Origin of the sequence: Streptomyces sp. NPDC046915, assembly GCF_040644935.1 — a bacterium.
Taxonomy (GTDB): Bacteria; Actinomycetota; Actinomycetes; order Streptomycetales; family Streptomycetaceae; genus Streptomyces.
Map to the genome: position 1 here is coordinate 342,542 of NZ_JBEYXB010000008.1, position 14,721 is coordinate 357,262.

The window sequence follows — 14,721 nt, forward strand, 5'->3', positions numbered from 1 at the left end:
CCCGGTACCCACATCTTCGACGAAACCGCAGATGGGTGAGCGAGGAGACGTCCCGATGGCCCCCACCCGCCCATCTGCCCGGGCGGCCGGGCGGCCGGGCGGGAGACCGGTCGAGTGAGCAGGCGGCCAGGCGGGCGGACTACGGCGAGCTCTGAGCAGATATCGGAAATTGCGGCACAGTGGGCCACCAGTGCGCTTAGCGTGACTCTGGCTGACCGCGAAGTCGCGATTATCGACGCGTTCCCCCCGGGGGTATCCGCCAACGATTTTGACGACTAGGTGATCCGTGGTTAAGTTCTGCTCGCGGATTGGAAAGGCCGCCCCCGTTGCAGCGGAGGCGGCCCTATCTCCATCCGTGCTCGCAAACCTGGGGAACAGATTCTCGAAACATCGGAGAGGACAAGCATGCCACGATTCGGCGTGACCATCGACATCTGCCCTCGCGGCCTACCGTTCTGCATGATCGGTGTGAGCGAGGCTGGGTACGGCTCGTGGGTCAACGTCCCCGCAGCGGTCTCGCTTCCGCTCGCCTTCCTGATGACCTTCCGAGTGACAGTCCGGTTCTGGCGCCACCAGCGTCCGTAGTCCCACGGCCCACGGACGGCCCCAGCCCGTGAAGAAGCCCCCTGCCGACGGGAAACCCGCAGGCAGGGGGCTTGATCGTTGCTGCTTACTTCTTCTTGCCCTGGTTCTTGACCGCCTCGATGGCTGCCGCGGCGGCCTCCGGGTCGAGGTACTTGCCGCCGGGGGTGACGGGGTTGAAGTCGGCGTCCAGCTCGTAGTAGAGGGGGATGCCGGTGGGGATGTTGAGGCCCGCGATGTCGGCGTCGGAGATGCCGTCGAGGTGCTTGACCAGGGCGCGGAGGCTGTTGCCGTGGGCGGCGATCAGGACCGTGCGGCCGGCCAGGAGGTCGGGGACGATGCCGTCGTACCAGTAGGGGAGCATGCGGACGACGACGTCCTTCAGGCACTCCGTGCGAGGGCGGAGCTCCGGCGGGATCGTCGCGTAGCGCGGGTCGTCCGACTGGGAGAACTCCGTGCCGTCCTCGAGCGGCGGCGGCGGGGTGTCGTAGGAGCGGCGCCAGAGCATGAACTGCTCCTCGCCGAACTCGGCCAGCGTCTGGGCCTTGTCCTTGCCCTGGAGGGCGCCGTAGTGGCGTTCGTTCAGGCGCCAGGAGCGGTGGACGGGGATCCAGTGGCGGTCAGCGGACTCGAGGGCCAGCTGCGCGGTGCGGATCGCGCGCTTCTGGAGGGACGTGTGGACCACGTCGGGGAGGAGGTCGGCGTCCTTCAGGAGCTCGCCACCGCGGACTGCCTCCTTCTCGCCCTTCTCGTTGAGGTTCACGTCCACCCAGCCGGTGAACAGGTTCTTCGCGTTCCACTCGCTCTCGCCGTGGCGGAGGAGGATCAGCTTGTACGGTGCGTCGGCCATGCCCCAGAGCGTAATCGACGTATTCGGACCCTCGCTCGAGTCGCCCGGAGGGTGGACGACCCCACCGCGCTCACTTAATTGAGTGGCTCGGCCCTACACCCTTCACGTAAGTTGTGCTCGCCACATGAGCCACTTACATAACGGGGGACCCCAGCCCATGACCGCCGCCAGTCTCAGACGCGCCGCCCGCGAGAGCGTCTCCGGTCTCCCCCGCGAGTTCTGGTGGCTGTGGACCAGCACCCTGGTCAACCGGCTCGGGGCGTTCGTGGCCACCTTCATGGCGTTGTACCTGACCATCGACCGCGGGTACTCGGCGTCGTACGCCGGTCTGGTCGCCTCCCTGCACGGGCTCGGCGGGGTGGTCTCCTCGATCGGCGCGGGTGTGATGGCCGACCGGTTCGGGCGGCGGCCGACGATGCTCGTCGCCCAGGTGTCCACGGCCGGATCCGTGGCGCTGCTGGGGTTCGTGAGCGGTCCCGTCGCCATCGCCGGCGTCGCCTTCCTCGTCGGCATGGCGTCGAACGCGTCGCGACCCGCCGTGCAGGCGATGATGGCGGACATCGTCCGGCGGGAGGACCGCGTACGGGCCTTCTCGCTCAACTACTGGGCGATCAACCTCGGCTTCGCCGTCTCCTCCATGGCCGCCGGCTTCGTCGCCGAGGTCAGCTACCGGGCGGGCTTCCTCATCGAGGCGGGGATGACCCTGGCCTGCGCGATCGTCGTCTTCGCCCGGCTGCCCGAGTCGCGGCCCGCGCCCACCGCCAAGGAGAGCGGGGCCGACGTGGGGCTCGGGACGGTGCTGCGCGACGGGCGGTACATGGCCGTCGTGGGGTTGTCCTTCCTCGTCGCGCTGGTCTTCCAGCAGGGCTCGGTCGGCCTGCCGGTGGCGATGGGCTCGGCCGGGTTCTCGCCCGCGGACTACGGCATGGCGATCGCCGTCAACGGCGTGCTGATCGTCGCGCTCCAGATCCCCGTCACGCGGTTCATCGAGCACCGGGACCCGCGCAGGCTCCTCGTCCTGTCCTCCCTCCTCGCCGGGTACGGCTTCGGGCTCACCGCCTTCGCCGGGTCGGTCGGCGTCTTCGCCCTCACGGTCTGCGTCTGGACGCTCGCCGAGATCGTCAACGCCCCCGTGCAGACCGGGCTCGTCGTGCGTCTGTCGCCCGTGCACGGGCGCGGCCGCTACCAGGGCATGTACACGCTGTCCTGGTCGGTCGCCGCGCTGGTCGCCCCGCTGATGTCCGGCGCGGTGATCGACCACCTCGGGGCGGAGTGGCTGTGGGGGATGTGCGCGGTCGTCGGTACGGCCGCGGCGCTGGGGTACGGGCTGCTCATGCGGCGGCTGCCGGAGCAGCGGCGGCCCGCGTCCCAGGTCTCGGCGGACACCGGGCGCGAGGTCTCCGCCGCCTGACGGCGCCCGCCCTCACCCACCCTCACGCCCCCTCACGGGTGCAGCCGCGCGCCCTTCACCACCTTGTCCACCGCGTTCCTCGGCCCGTACACGGCCAGCCCCACCAGGTCCAGATCGCCCGTCCCCACGGCCCGTACCGCCGCCCGGTTGTCGCGGTCGTTGCCCGTGGCGAAGAGGTCCGAGGTGAACGCGGCTCGCGGCAGGGCGCGGGACAGGGTCCGGCCGTGCGCCGCCGTCAGGGTCTCCTTCGTGGCCTCGAAGACCAGCACCGGCTGGCGGAACATCGGCAGGTACGGCACCCCGTCGGCGTCCTCGTACGGCTCCCCGATCACCTCGGGGACCGTCGTACCGAGGCCGCTGACCAGGAAGGAGGTGACGTTGAGGCGCTGCCAGGGTTCCAGGTCCTCGCGCAGCAGTACGGCGATCTTGGTGTCGAAACGGACGGGTTCGGTACTGATGGACTCGGTACTGATGGGTTCCGTGCTCATGGGTTCCGTGCTCATGGGATGAGACTGCCGACCGGCGCACGGCGGCGTCTTGTACGTTCTTTGCATGACCGCCCGGCAGGAAGTCAGCGCCTGGCGCCCCCGCGTCCCCGGCGTCACCGAGGTCTTCCACGCCCACTTCACCGAGTACGCCTACCCGATGCACGTCCACGACGCCTGGACGCTGCTCATCGTGGACGACGGGGCCGTGCGGTACGACCTGGAGCGGCACGAGCACGGCACGCCGCACGACACGGTCACCCTGCTTCCGCCGCACGTGCCGCACAACGGCTCCCCGGCCACTCCGGACGGCTTCCGCAAGCGGGTGGTGTACCTGGACAGCAGCCGGCTGGGCGAGGAGCTGATCGGGGCGGCCGTGGACGGGCCCGATCTCAGGGATCCGGTGCTGCGGCTGCGCGTGGGGCAGTTGCACTCCGCGCTCGCCCGGCCCGGCGACGAGCTGGAGGCGGAGAGCAGGCTGACCCTCGTCGGGGAGCGGCTGCACGACCATCTGCGGCGCGGGGGCGGGGTGCCGCGGGCCCTGCGGGATCCGGGGCTCGCCCGTGAGCTGCGGGAGCTGCTCGACGCCCGGGTCGTCGAGGGGGTGTCGCTGGAGGAGGCGGCGGGGGTGCTGCACGCCCATCCCGCGCATCTGGTCCGGGCGTTCAGCGGGGCGTACGGCATCGCGCCGCACCAGTACCTGATGTCCCGCAGGGTCGAGCGGTCCCGCCGGCTGCTGCTGGACGGGGTGCCGCCGGGCGAGGTGGCGGCGGCGGCCGGGTTCTACGACCAGGCGCATCTGACCCGGCACTTCAGGAAGCTGGTGGGCGTGACGCCGGGGCGCTACCGGCCGAGGTCGCGCTGAGCCTCGTACAGGTTGCGCGGGCGGACGGTGTCCGTCGTGGGGTACAGCTCCAGGCGGGAGTGCAGGTCCCCGGCGAAGTCGGGCACGTCGATCTGGTCGAACTCGGTGCACTCGTCGACGCCGACGGTGGCGCTGTAGGGAGCCAGGCCGTCGATCTTGACGAGGCCCGCGCGGTGGTTGGTGTCCCTGATGTTCCAGTGGGTGAAGCGGGCGCCGAACAACGGTCCGGCGTTGGCGTCGCCGCCGTGGCGGCCGTTGTTGTCGACGGTGATGTCGGTGCGGACGTTGGCGAAGGGCAGGCCGCGGTGGCTGTCGAAGGTACCCATCCGCATGTCGCCGCGTGACCAGACGTTGTACGACGACAGGCCCTCCACGTTGATGCCGTGCAGCTGGGTGTCCGCGGGCGCGGGGACCGTGCGTTCCTCGATCGTGAAGTCCTCGACGAGGTTGTCGTGCGAGCCCTCGCGGCAGAAGTAGGGGTGGTGTTCGCCCCGGCCGCCGACCCGGGTGCGGCGCAGGGTGCAGGAGGACGCGGCGACCAGTCCGAAGCCGTTGTCGACGTTGCGGACGGTGACGTCGTCCGCCCAGCAGTCGTACGCGCACTGCATGACGACCCCGTTGTAGCCCTTGTCGAGGAGGTGCGTGGACTGCGGGGTCTCCATCACCTCCAGGGTGAGGCCCTCGACTCCCGCGCCCGTCAACTCCCGCACGTGTGTGGTGAACTGCGGGTTCCACTCGGGTCGCAGGTCCAGCGGGAGGGGGCGTTCCAGGGTGACCCGGTGGCCGCGGACGTGGGTGATGCGGACGGGCCATTCGTAGGGGACGTAGGAGAGCAGTTTCGTCTTGTCGTCCCAGTTGTACGCCGCCGGGCCGGGGCCGCCGCCCGACATGTGCTGGAGCAGGGTGTGTGCGGTGTCGTCGGCGATGCGGAGCAGGACCAGGCGGCCGGGGCGCAGCCGTGCGGGGTCGGCGACGGTGACGGTCCAGTCGCCCTGCCGGGCGGGCTCGACGGCCGTGAGGGTCGTCCACTCGTCCCGTTTGTTGCCGGTCCAGCCCTCGAAGGGCCATGCCTGTGCCTGGATGGCGGCGACCAGGGAGTCCCAGCGTGCCGTGGGGGCGAGCCAGATGAGGCCGCCCGCCCATGACCAGGCCGACTTGGTGCCGCCGTAGCGGGAGCCGTAGACGCCGATCAGTTCGGTGAGGCTCTTGGTGGCGTAGAGCGTGGTGCGGGAACTGCCGGCGCCGCGCAGTACGACGTCGTCGTGGCCGATGTGGATCAGGCCGTCGATGCGGAAGGTGCCGGGCGGGATGGTGACCGTGCCACCGCCGGCCCTTCCGGCGGCGGCGATGGCACGGTTGATCGCGGGGGCGCAGTCGGTGGTGCCGTCCGGTACGGCGCCGAAGTCGGTGACGTCGGCCACGACGGGGTGGCGGGGGAAGCGGGTGGTACCGCGTCGGCAGCCGGCTCGGCCGACGTACGGGATCTGTGGGTGGGTGCAGGGGGTGCGGGTGAACTCCCGCCAGAGCGTGGGGACTTCCCCCGTCGTGGCGGTCGCCGTGCCGGTCGCCGCGGTGAGGGCCACGGCGGTGGCGCCGGCGAGGAGTGTTCGTCTGCTGACGTGCCCGTGGTTCATGACCAGCCACCCTCACATTCATGAATGTGAACGATATTCAGGATTGCGTCGGCGGTGAGCATGCCACTGCAATCTGGCGCAGGGAAGAGGTCATGCAGGGATCATCTGACCGGACTCTTGTTCATGTACTTGTACATGTCCCGCTGCTCGGGGAATCAGCGGAAGTCCCCCGTCCGGCGATCACCGCGGGCTAGCGTCCCCTCCATGGATGACACACAGAAAGCACAGGAACCACAGACTCCTCGCGATCCATCCATGAAGACCCGCTCACTGCCGGTCGGACGTCTCGCGACCGCCGTCGCGGGTGCCGCGGCCCTGGTCGCCCTCAGCGTCGGCGTGGCCCTGGCCGCGACCTCGGGCGACGGCTCCGGTCCCGGGCAGAGCGTCACGACCACCGCCGCGCCGGACCCGGGCTCCGCGGGCGTGTCCGACGGGGGCACGGACGGTGGGGCCACGGGCGGTGGCGGCACCGTGGGCGGCACCGGCGGCACCGATCCGAGCCCGACACCCACCTCTCCCGACGACCCGAGCGAGCCCACGCCCACTCCCCCGGGCGACCTGGACGAGCTGAACCGGCGCATCACGGAACTCGACAAGAAGGTCGACCAGTTGCCGACCAAGAAGGAACTGGCCGACGCCCTGCGGGCGTTCGCCGACGAACTCGACAAGAGCGGTGGCGCACAGCCCGAGCCGGACCCCTCCTAGCGACCCGCCGGGCCCGGGGTCAGTCGGCCGAGCGCCGCGTCAGGTGCGCGAACGCGTCGAGGTTCCGCGTCGACTCGCCCCGGGACACCCGCCACGCGTACTCCTTGCGGATCGCGGAGGCGAAGCCGAGTTCGAGGAGCGTGTTGAAGCTGCCGTCGGCGGCCTCGAGGACCTGGCCGAGCAGCCGGTCGATCTCGTCGGCGGTGACGGTGCCGAGGGGGAGGCGGGCGGTGACGTAGATGTCACCGAGCCGGTCGACGGCGTAACTCACGCCGTACAGCTTGAGGTTGCGCTCCAGGAGCCAGCGGTGGACGGCCGCCTCGTTCTCGTCGGGGTGGCGGATGACGAAGGCGTTCAGGGAGAGGGAGTGGCGGCCGACGAGGAGCGAGACGGTCGTCGACAGTTTGCGGGTGCCGGGGAGCTTCGCGACGTAGTTGCCGGGCTCGGGGTTCTCCCATTCCAGTTCGGCGTCCTTGAGGGCATCCTCGACGACCTGCGCCGCCCGTTTCTGTTCCGCGACCTCACCCATGGTGGGAGCGTACGCGACGGCGATGCGACTGGGTCGCGGCCGCGTACGCGTCGGCGGTGGCGGCGGCCGAGGCGTCCCAGCCGAAGGACCGCGCGTGCCGGGCGGCGGCCGATCCCATGTGGGCCGCGAGCTCCGGGGCGTCGGCGAAACGGCCGAGCACGCGCGCGTAGTCGGCCGGTTTGTGGCCCCGTACGAGGAATCCGGTCTCCCCGTCCCGCACGGCCACCGGAAGACCGCCGACCGCCGCGGCCAGCACCGGCGTGCCGGTTGCCTGCGCCTCTATGGCGACCAGGCCGAAGGACTCGCTGTAGGACGGCATGACCAGCACGGAGGCGGCCCGGAACCAGTCGGCGAGCTGCTCCTGGCCGACGGGCGGGCGGAACCGTACGACGTCGGCGATGCCGAGCCGCGAGGCGAGCTTCTGGAGGCCCTCGGGCTTGGCGAGGCCGCTGCCGCTGGGGCCGCCGACTATGGGGACGACGACGCGGGAGCGCAGCTCGGGGCGCTCGTCGAGGAGGGCGGCGACGGCCCGCAGGAGGACGTCGGGGGCCTTGAGGGGCTGGATGCGGCCCGCGAAGACGGGGATCACGGCGTCCTGCGGGAGGCCCAGACGGGCACGGGCGGCGGCCCGGCCGTCGGCGGGACGGAAGCGGTCGAGGTTCACGCCGGGGTGGACGACGGCGACCTTGGCGGGGTCGGCCGCGTAGTGCCGGACGAGCTCGTCGGCCTCCTCGGCCGTGTTGGCGATCAGCTGGTCGGCGGCGGCCACGATCTGGGTCTCGCCGATGACCCGGGCGGCCGGTTCGGGGGTGTCGCCGTCGGCCAGGCTGGCGTTCTTGACCTTGGCCATGGTGTGCATGGCGTGCACCAGGGGGACGCCCCAGCGCTGGGCGGCGAGCCAGCCGACGTGGCCGGAGAGCCAGTAGTGGGAGTGCACGAGGTCGTAGTGACCGGGGCGGTGGCCGGCCCAGGCCTGCATCACGCCGTGGGTGAAGGCGCACAGCTGGGCCGGGAGGTCCTCCTTGGCGAGACCCTCGTAGGGGCCGGCGTCGACGTGCCGGACGAGGACGCCCGGGGCCAGTTCGACGCTGGGCGGGAGGCCGCCGGCGGTCGCCCGGGTGAAGATCTCGACCTCGATGTTGATCGCGGCGAGGCGCTGGGCCAGCTCCACGATATAGACGTTCATGCCGCCGGCGTCGCCGGTGCCGGGCTGGTGGAGCGGTGAGGTGTGCACGGAGAGCATGGCGACGCGGCGGGGCCTGCGGTGCAGCCTGAGCCGCGAGGGGGCCGCCGGAGAGCGACGCCCGAGCCTGCTGACGTACTGGCTCACGTGGCGTTCCTCCTTGCTGCGGGCATGCCGTCCGGAGGACCGACCTCACCCTCCGAAGGGATGCAACAGCCGAGGGCTGCCCGCCATTTCCCGATCAAGCGTCTTTACTCAATCATGACCGTTCATCGCTCAACCGTTCGAGCGCCTGCTGCGTGGCCGACAGGTCCGCGGAACGGCTCGGGGAGCGGCTCGCACGAACCTCCGGCGGCATGCTCATGACCGCCGCTTGACCAGCCGGAAAGCAGCCGCCGACCACCCCTTCAACGGCTTTTGACCTGCGCCGATACAACCTTTGACAGCGGAGTCACAGGGCTTGTACACGTGACGGGCCTGCTCATCGAGACCGTAAGGACAAGCGTGTCCCTCTCCCGTCACGCCACCAGGGCGGCCCGCGTCCTGGGCACCCCGGCCGCCGCGGCCGCCCTCTCCGTCGCCGCCGCCCACACCGCGCTCGCCTGCACCATCGGCGACTTCTCCGCGGAACCCGTCTGCAACGGCAAGGACAAGGGCGTCATCCGCGTCACCGACAAGGACGCTTCCGGCACCCCGGCCACCATCACCCTCTACGTGCAGCTGAGCATGCCCGGAGGGGAGCGGTCGGTCGACACCAGGACCATCGAACACCCGACCGCGGAGGGCGTGAGCGTCGACCTCACCCCCCTGGACTGGTACCCCGGAGAAACGTTCCGGGTCCACGTCAAGGCGGGCGACCAGGTCGACGAGGACATCAAGCCGATGGTGGTCGTGCCGGACGTGACGTGCGAGGCATCCGCATCCGCCTCCGCCCCGGCTTCCGCCTCCGCCCCGGCTTCCGCCTCCGCCTCGGCGTCCGCCCAGCCCCCGGCGTCGTCGAAGCCCTCCACCGGCTCCGTCGCGACACCGACCCCGCTCACGATCCCCTCGCGGAGCAGCGGCGCCGCCCCCACGCCGGCGGCGAGCAGCGCCCCGTCGCCCGCGGGCGGCGGCACCCACCTCGCCGAGACCGGGGCGGGCAACGGCACCACGATGGTCGCGGGCACCGCCGCCGCACTGGTCGTGGCCGGCGGCGGTATCGTCCTCGCCCTGCGCCGCAAGGCGGCACACCGCTCGCGCTGACTCGCACCGAGTCCGCCCGCATACCCTCATAGGTATGACAACCCGCGCGGCATCCCTCCCCCGCCCTCGGCGTAGCCCGAGCGGGGGGACCCCCGTCGTGGGAACGGTGACGCGCGGGACGACCAACCCCAACCGGCTGCGCCGCATGGACCGCTGGATCGCGGCCACGCACGGCGCGGCACTGCGCCGGGCCGCCGACCCCGTGGCCGTCGACCTCGGCTACGGGGCGGCGCCCTGGACGGCGGTCGAGCTCCTCGGCCGCCTCCGCACCACGGCGCCCCGCGCGCGCGTCGTCGGCGTCGAGATCGAGCCCGCCCGGGTCGCGGCCGCCAAGCCGTACGAGCGGGACGGGCTCGCCTTCAGGCACGGCGGGTTCGAGATCCCCGTATCCGGGCGTCCGCAGCTCATCCGGGCCGCCAACGTCCTCAGGCAGTACGACGAGGACGCGGTGGCCGGCGTCTGGGAACGGCTGTGCGCGCGGCTCGCGCCCGCGGACGGGCATGCGCGGGGCGGGCTGCTGGTGGAGGGCACCTGCGACGAGATCGGGCGGCGGCACGTGTGGGTCGCGCTCGGCCCCGAGGGGCCGCGGACGGTCACCTTCGCGGCTCGGCTGGGCTCCCTGGAGCACCCGTCGGACCTGGCCGAGCGGCTGCCGAAGGCGCTCATCCACCGCAACGTGCCGGGCGAGCCGGTGCACGCCTTCCTGCGCGACTTCGACCGCGCCTGGGCCGCCGCCGCGCCCTACGCCTCCTACGGCGCCCGCCAGCGCTGGATCCGCGCGGTGCGGGACCTGGCGGCCGACTGGCCGGTGACGGACTCGCCGGCACGGTGGCGGCAGGGGGAAGTGACCGTGGCGTGGGGGGCGTTGGCGCCGCGCCGCTGAGCCGTACCGCCGAGTCGCGTCGCTGAGCCGTACCGCTGATTCGCGTCGGCCACCCGCAGGTCACCGGACGGTCAGCGGATGGTCAGCGGCCCCGGGGAACGATCTCCGTGAGTCGTACGTCACAAAGACCGGGAGATCGTCATACCGGGGCGGGGAGGGGGGCAGGCACCCCATCGGGCGTGGCCTCTGTCGTTTTGCGCCGCATCGTGGCACGATCCCCCAGGCGTAAGTTACTGACGGTAAATCAGTTTGGGGGCAGGGTATGGGGACGGGCAAGCGCGGTCTGCTCACGGCCGCCGTGACCGTTGTCTGCGCGGTCACCGTGCTGGCGGCGCCGGGCACGGCGTTCGCGAGCCCCACTCCCAAACCGAAGGCCTCCCCCAGCGCGCCCCCGGCCCTCCCGCCGAACAAGGACCTCGAGAAGATCCGCGAGAAGCTCGACGACCTCTACCACGACGCGGCCGTCGCCACCGACGCGTACAACGCCGCCGAGGAGAAGGCCGACAAGCAGTCCACCCAGATCGTCGAGCTGGCGAAGAAGATCGTCAAGGGCCAGAAGAAGCTGGACGAGCTGAAGGACCGCGCGGGAGCCGCCGCCCGCGCCCAGTACCGCACCGGAGGGCTGCCCGACGAGGCCCAGCTGATGCTCAGCGACAACCCGGAGCAGTTCCTCGACGGCGCCGGGCGGGTGCTCCAGGGCCAGCGGGCCACCAAGGGCCTGATCACGGAACTGACCCGCACCCAGGCCGACTTGAAGCAGTACGCGAAGGACGCCTCCGCCCAGTGGGACAAGCTGGAGGCGAACCGCAAGGACAAGGCCGCCGCCAAGAAGAAGATCAAGAAGCAGATCGCGGCCGCCGAACAGCTCGAGGGCCGGCTGGAGAAGAAGGAGAAGGAGAAGCTCGCCAGGCTGGAGCAGCAGGCCGCCCTCAAGGCGCAGACCGCCTGGCTGGACACCGGCGTCCTCGACGAGATCAAGGGCAAGGCGTCCGAGCAGGGCAAGAAGGCGGTCGAGTTCGCGACGAACCAGATCGGAAAGCCGTACGTCTGGGGCGCGGAGGGCCCCGGCTCGTACGACTGCTCCGGACTGACCTCGCAGGCCTGGGCGGACGCCGGGCACCCCATCCCGCGCACCTCGCAGGAGCAGTGGAAGCAGCTCAAGCACGTCGACGTGAAGGACATGCGTCCCGGCGATCTGATCATCTACTTCGACGACGCCAGCCACGTGGCGATGTACGTGGGCGACGGCGCCATCATCCACGCCCCGCGCCCGGGTCGGACGGTGACGCTCGCGGGAGCGGGGACGATGCCGATACTCGGGGTGGTACGGCCGGACGCGTGAGGCAGGATGCACGGAAAGCGCGGAATGCCCCAAGACTGGCGTGATGTACACCATGTGACCCAATGCACCCCCAACAGCCGCGCAAACCCCGGCGGGACGTGACCTTCGTCATCACCGCTCCGCCCCCACCCTGTCCAACTGCGGTACGGATCGCGGCATATGACTCCGGCGGGCTGCCAAGCGGCCCAGCTCACACCATTCCGTTGCGGTGGCGAGTACCGCTATGGTCCCCAGTCGGGTGGGTCGAGGTCCCTCGCCCCGCCACGCCCTCGGGGGGAGGGAAGGAACCCAGGACGATGCCCGCACCCATACCGCGGCAGAGAGCGATCCCGGCCGCGGAGAGTGGTCAGGCGCAGACCGCCGCGCCCAACGCCGGCGGTCCCCTCAAGGAAGAGGCCAACCGCGACACGGCCGCACACACGGCCGCAGCCGGCACCACTCTCACGCTGCTGCTGATCGAGGACGACCCCGGCGGCTCGCCGATCGTGCCCGAACTGCTGGACTCGTCCGGCAAGCCGATCCGGGTGCGCACCGCGCGCAACCTCACCGAGGCCGGGCGGCTGCTCACCGACGACGTCCACTGCATCCTGCTGGACCTGGCGCTGACCGCCCCCGGCGGCAGCGACGCCGACGACGAGCTCGCCGTGCTCAGGCACGTCCTCGAGCTCGCGCCCCGGCACGCCGTGCTCGCGCTCACCGCCTCCGGTGACGCCGAGCGCGGCGCCGAGGCCGTGCGCGTGGGCGCCCAGGACTACCTCTTCCGGGACGAACTGGACGGCCGGCTGCTCAGCCGCGCCATCCGCTACGCGGTCGAGCGCAAGCGCTCCGACTCGGCCGAGCGACGCCTGGCCGAGGGCCGGGTGCGGGCCCAGGAGAACCGCCGCCTGGAGCGGGGCCTGCTGCCCACTCCCCTGCTGGAGGGCTCCTCGCTGCGCTTCGCCGCCCGGTACCGGCCCGGCCGCTCGCGCGCCCTGCTCGGCGGCGACTTCTACGACTGCGTGCGCACGCCCGACGGCACCGTGCACGCCATGATCGGCGACGTCTGCGGCCACGGCCCGGACGAGGCGGCGCTCGGTGTGGAGCTGCGCATCGCCTGGCGGGCGCTGACGCTGGCCGGACTGTGCGGGGACGAGCTGCTGAACACGCTTCAGCAGGTGCTGGAGCACGAGCGCGCGGACGACGAGATCTTCGCGACGCTGGTCACAGTGGACATCTCCCCGGACGGCCGCCGCGCCGGCATGTGCCTGGCGGGTCACCCCTCCCCGCTGATCGCCCGCCCCGGCCGGCCCGCGGAGCTCCTCCCCTACGACAACAACGGCCCCGCACTCGGTCTGCTCCCCGGCGCCCGCTGGCCGCGGATGCAGGTGGAGCTGGGCTCCGAGTGGAGCCTGATGCTCTACACCGACGGCCTGATCGAGGGCCGGGTCGGTGAGGGCGGGGAGCGCCTCGGCCAGGAGGGCATGGTGGCGATGGTCCGCCGCCAGCTCGACCGGGGCCTGACCGGCGAGGACCTGCTGCGGACCGCGGTCAGCGAGGTCCGCGACCTCAACGGCGGAGAACTGACGGACGACGTCGCGGTGGTCCTGCTGGACCGCGTGCCGTAACGCTCGCCGCTGGGCCTGTTCATCTCGGCCGCTGAACCTGCTCCCGCAGGCTCAGCGGCCGCGTTGCGTGTCCTGTACGGTCCGTACGGCCTGGCGGCGGGGAGATCACGGACGACACGGCAGCGCCCCTGCCGGGCCGCGTGCCGCAAACCGACGGAAGGCCCAGCACCCGTGTCGTACGGACCGTACGGCCCAGCGGCGATCGCACGCCGCCCGGCTTGGGCAGGGCCTGACCGGGGAGCTCACGGATGACGTGACGGGGCCCTGCCGGGGCGTGTGCCGGGATTCGGTGGGAGGGGTCAGCGGCCGCCGTTGTACGGGCCGTACGGGCCGTCGCTGCTGCTGCCGCGGCGGCGGCCCCAGCCGTTGCCGCCGGAGACCTGCCGCAGCGCGGGGCGCACGTCGACGATGTAGACGATGCTGCCGACCAGGCCGGCGATCGGCAGGATGGACAGGATCGAGAACAGGTAGCTCACCACGAGCGCGATGCTCAGGATGATCAGCCAGAACACCTTGTTCTGCTTGTCGGCCGCGCGGAAGGCGTCCTCACGCCGGAGCGCGGCGTCGACGAGCCCGAACGCGGCGACGGCCATCAGGACGATCTTCAGCAGTCCCAAGAACCCCGCGAAGCCCAACATCAGCATGCTGCCCACCGCCCGTCGTCTGCCATCCCTACGCGGCCACCGTACCCGTAGAACGGGCCGGACACCCCAGGGGTGCCCGGCCCGTACATGCGCCGTCGGTCACTTGGCGGGCGGCGTGGTCCTCTTGGCGGTGGCGGTCTTGCGGGCCGGCGCCTTCTTCGCCACGGGCTTCTTCTCCGCGGCGGCCTCGGACGTGGCCTCGGCCGGCCTGGCGGGCTGCGCCGCGGCGGGCTTCGCGGCGGCCGGCTCGCTCTTCGGCTCGACCGCGATGGCGAGCTCCTCGATCTCCTCGGCGGCGTCACCGCGCCAGACGCGCACCGTCTGCTCGCCGTGCTCGGCGACCTTCTCGTAGGTCTCGCGGGCCTTCACGGCGTACTCGGCGGCGACGCCGACACCGCGCAGGGCGAGGTCCTGGGCCGACTCGCCGAGCTTCTTCAGGTCGCCGTCGATGGTGCCGAAGAACTCGGTGACCCTGGACTGGAGGTTCTCCTGCGCCTCCTTGGCCCGAGCGGCGGCCTTCTCCTGCACGGCCTTGGGGTCGGTGTTGCGCACGGCGTCCATGCGGGCCGGGGCTTCGGCGCGCAGCTGCTCGACCAGGGCGGGCACCTTCTTGGCCTGCTGGAGGGCCAGGTCGGCGGTACCGGCGGCGAAGTAGAGCGGGGTCGGGTCGCTGAGGGTCTTGCGCAGGTCGTCGGTGATGGCCATGGTGATGGTCCTCCCGGATTCACGTTCGGCTGAGGGTTTTGGGGTCCGCGGCAGGGC

General features: G+C 71.6%; 14 protein-coding genes. 7 read left to right on the top strand and 7 right to left on the bottom strand.

The window, feature by feature from the left end:
* Nucleotides 1–670 precede the first annotated feature (670 nt).
* Entirely contained in the window at nucleotides 671–1,432 is a 762-nt protein-coding gene (locus ABZ915_RS22865; protein ID WP_361805964.1) for a phosphoglyceromutase, read from the bottom strand.
* 157 nt (nucleotides 1,433–1,589) lie between these two features.
* On the opposite strand from ABZ915_RS22865, the gene ABZ915_RS22870 reads away from it, so the two are divergent.
* Nucleotides 1,590–2,843, top strand: coding sequence for an MFS transporter (locus ABZ915_RS22870; RefSeq protein WP_361805967.1), 1,254 nt, complete (start codon nucleotides 1,590–1,592; stop codon nucleotides 2,841–2,843).
* Nucleotides 2,844–2,875: 32 nt separating this feature from the next.
* On the opposite strand, the gene ABZ915_RS22875 is transcribed toward ABZ915_RS22870, so the two are convergent.
* The gene (locus ABZ915_RS22875; RefSeq protein ID WP_361805970.1) at nucleotides 2,876–3,346 is read right to left on the bottom strand and encodes a DUF2000 domain-containing protein; all 471 of its coding nucleotides are present in this window, start codon (nucleotides 3,344–3,346) and stop codon (nucleotides 2,876–2,878) included.
* A gap of 49 nt (nucleotides 3,347–3,395) precedes the next feature.
* On the opposite strand from ABZ915_RS22875, the gene ABZ915_RS22880 reads away from it, so the two are divergent.
* Entirely contained in the window at nucleotides 3,396–4,193 is a 798-nt protein-coding gene (locus tag ABZ915_RS22880; RefSeq protein ID WP_361805973.1) for an AraC family transcriptional regulator, read from the top strand.
* On the opposite strand, the gene ABZ915_RS22885 is transcribed toward ABZ915_RS22880, so the two are convergent.
* A complete protein-coding gene (locus ABZ915_RS22885; RefSeq protein WP_361805976.1) occupies nucleotides 4,172–5,827 on the bottom strand; it encodes a glycosyl hydrolase family 28-related protein in 1,656 nt (551 codons plus the stop codon). The genes ABZ915_RS22880 and ABZ915_RS22885 overlap by 22 nt on opposite strands.
* 255 nt (nucleotides 5,828–6,082) lie before the next feature.
* Here ABZ915_RS22885 and ABZ915_RS22890 point away from each other — a divergent pair, with 255 nt between their 5' ends.
* Nucleotides 6,083–6,532, top strand: a complete 450-nt coding sequence (locus ABZ915_RS22890) for a hypothetical protein (RefSeq protein WP_361805979.1) — start codon at nucleotides 6,083–6,085, stop codon at nucleotides 6,530–6,532.
* Between the two features lie 19 nt (nucleotides 6,533–6,551).
* Here ABZ915_RS22890 and ABZ915_RS22895 read toward each other — a convergent pair whose 3' ends face one another.
* Both ABZ915_RS22895 and mshA read right to left on the bottom strand, forming a co-directional pair.
* Nucleotides 6,552–7,061 carry a YbjN domain-containing protein gene (locus tag ABZ915_RS22895; protein WP_361805982.1) on the bottom strand — a complete coding sequence of 170 codons (510 nt, stop codon included), beginning with the start codon at nucleotides 7,059–7,061 and terminating at the stop codon, nucleotides 6,552–6,554.
* On the bottom strand, nucleotides 7,054–8,391 hold the full coding sequence (gene mshA / locus ABZ915_RS22900; protein ID WP_361805985.1) for a D-inositol-3-phosphate glycosyltransferase: 1,338 nt from the start codon (nucleotides 8,389–8,391) through the stop codon (nucleotides 7,054–7,056). Before mshA ends, ABZ915_RS22895 begins: the two co-directional genes overlap by 8 nt.
* A gap of 357 nt (nucleotides 8,392–8,748) precedes the next feature.
* On the opposite strand from mshA, the gene ABZ915_RS22905 reads away from it, so the two are divergent.
* The 4 genes from ABZ915_RS22905 to ABZ915_RS22920 all read left to right on the top strand — a co-directional run bounded on the left by ABZ915_RS22905 (nucleotide 8,749) and on the right by ABZ915_RS22920 (nucleotide 13,315).
* Nucleotides 8,749–9,486, top strand: a complete 738-nt coding sequence (locus tag ABZ915_RS22905) for an LAETG motif-containing sortase-dependent surface protein (protein ID WP_361805988.1) — start codon at nucleotides 8,749–8,751, stop codon at nucleotides 9,484–9,486.
* Between the two features lie 97 nt (nucleotides 9,487–9,583).
* A complete protein-coding gene (locus tag ABZ915_RS22910) occupies nucleotides 9,584–10,369 on the top strand; it encodes a class I SAM-dependent methyltransferase (RefSeq protein ID WP_361805991.1) in 786 nt (261 codons plus the stop codon).
* Between the two features lie 262 nt (nucleotides 10,370–10,631).
* Nucleotides 10,632–11,711, top strand: coding sequence for an NlpC/P60 family protein (locus ABZ915_RS22915; RefSeq protein WP_361805994.1), 1,080 nt, complete (start codon nucleotides 10,632–10,634; stop codon nucleotides 11,709–11,711).
* Between the two features lie 296 nt (nucleotides 11,712–12,007).
* The gene (locus tag ABZ915_RS22920; RefSeq protein WP_361805997.1) at nucleotides 12,008–13,315 is read left to right on the top strand and encodes a fused response regulator/phosphatase; all 1,308 of its coding nucleotides are present in this window, start codon (nucleotides 12,008–12,010) and stop codon (nucleotides 13,313–13,315) included.
* A 299-nt stretch (nucleotides 13,316–13,614) separates the two neighbouring features.
* Here ABZ915_RS22920 and ABZ915_RS22925 read toward each other — a convergent pair whose 3' ends face one another.
* Nucleotides 13,615–13,959, bottom strand: coding sequence for a DUF2516 family protein (locus tag ABZ915_RS22925; RefSeq protein ID WP_361806000.1), 345 nt, complete (start codon nucleotides 13,957–13,959; stop codon nucleotides 13,615–13,617).
* A 99-nt stretch (nucleotides 13,960–14,058) separates the two neighbouring features.
* Nucleotides 14,059–14,664, bottom strand: coding sequence for a hypothetical protein (locus ABZ915_RS22930; protein ID WP_361806003.1), 606 nt, complete (start codon nucleotides 14,662–14,664; stop codon nucleotides 14,059–14,061).
* Nucleotides 14,665–14,721: the final 57 nt, after the last annotated feature.

Coding starts and splice junctions, on each gene's coding strand:
- ABZ915_RS22865 (WP_361805964.1), bottom strand. CDS start 1,432: ATGGCCGACGCACCGTACAAGCTGATCCTCCTCCGCCACGGCGAGAGC.
- ABZ915_RS22870 (WP_361805967.1), top strand. CDS start 1,590: ATGACCGCCGCCAGTCTCAGACGCGCCGCCCGCGAGAGCGTCTCCGGT.
- ABZ915_RS22875 (WP_361805970.1), bottom strand. CDS start 3,346: ATGAGCACGGAACCCATGAGCACGGAACCCATCAGTACCGAGTCCATC.
- ABZ915_RS22880 (WP_361805973.1), top strand. CDS start 3,396: ATGACCGCCCGGCAGGAAGTCAGCGCCTGGCGCCCCCGCGTCCCCGGC.
- ABZ915_RS22885 (WP_361805976.1), bottom strand. CDS start 5,827: ATGAACCACGGGCACGTCAGCAGACGAACACTCCTCGCCGGCGCCACC.
- ABZ915_RS22890 (WP_361805979.1), top strand. CDS start 6,083: ATGAAGACCCGCTCACTGCCGGTCGGACGTCTCGCGACCGCCGTCGCG.
- ABZ915_RS22895 (WP_361805982.1), bottom strand. CDS start 7,061: ATGGGTGAGGTCGCGGAACAGAAACGGGCGGCGCAGGTCGTCGAGGAT.
- ABZ915_RS22915 (WP_361805994.1), top strand. CDS start 10,632: ATGGGGACGGGCAAGCGCGGTCTGCTCACGGCCGCCGTGACCGTTGTC.
- ABZ915_RS22920 (WP_361805997.1), top strand. CDS start 12,008: ATGCCCGCACCCATACCGCGGCAGAGAGCGATCCCGGCCGCGGAGAGT.
- ABZ915_RS22925 (WP_361806000.1), bottom strand. CDS start 13,959: ATGCTGATGTTGGGCTTCGCGGGGTTCTTGGGACTGCTGAAGATCGTC.
- ABZ915_RS22930 (WP_361806003.1), bottom strand. CDS start 14,664: ATGGCCATCACCGACGACCTGCGCAAGACCCTCAGCGACCCGACCCCG.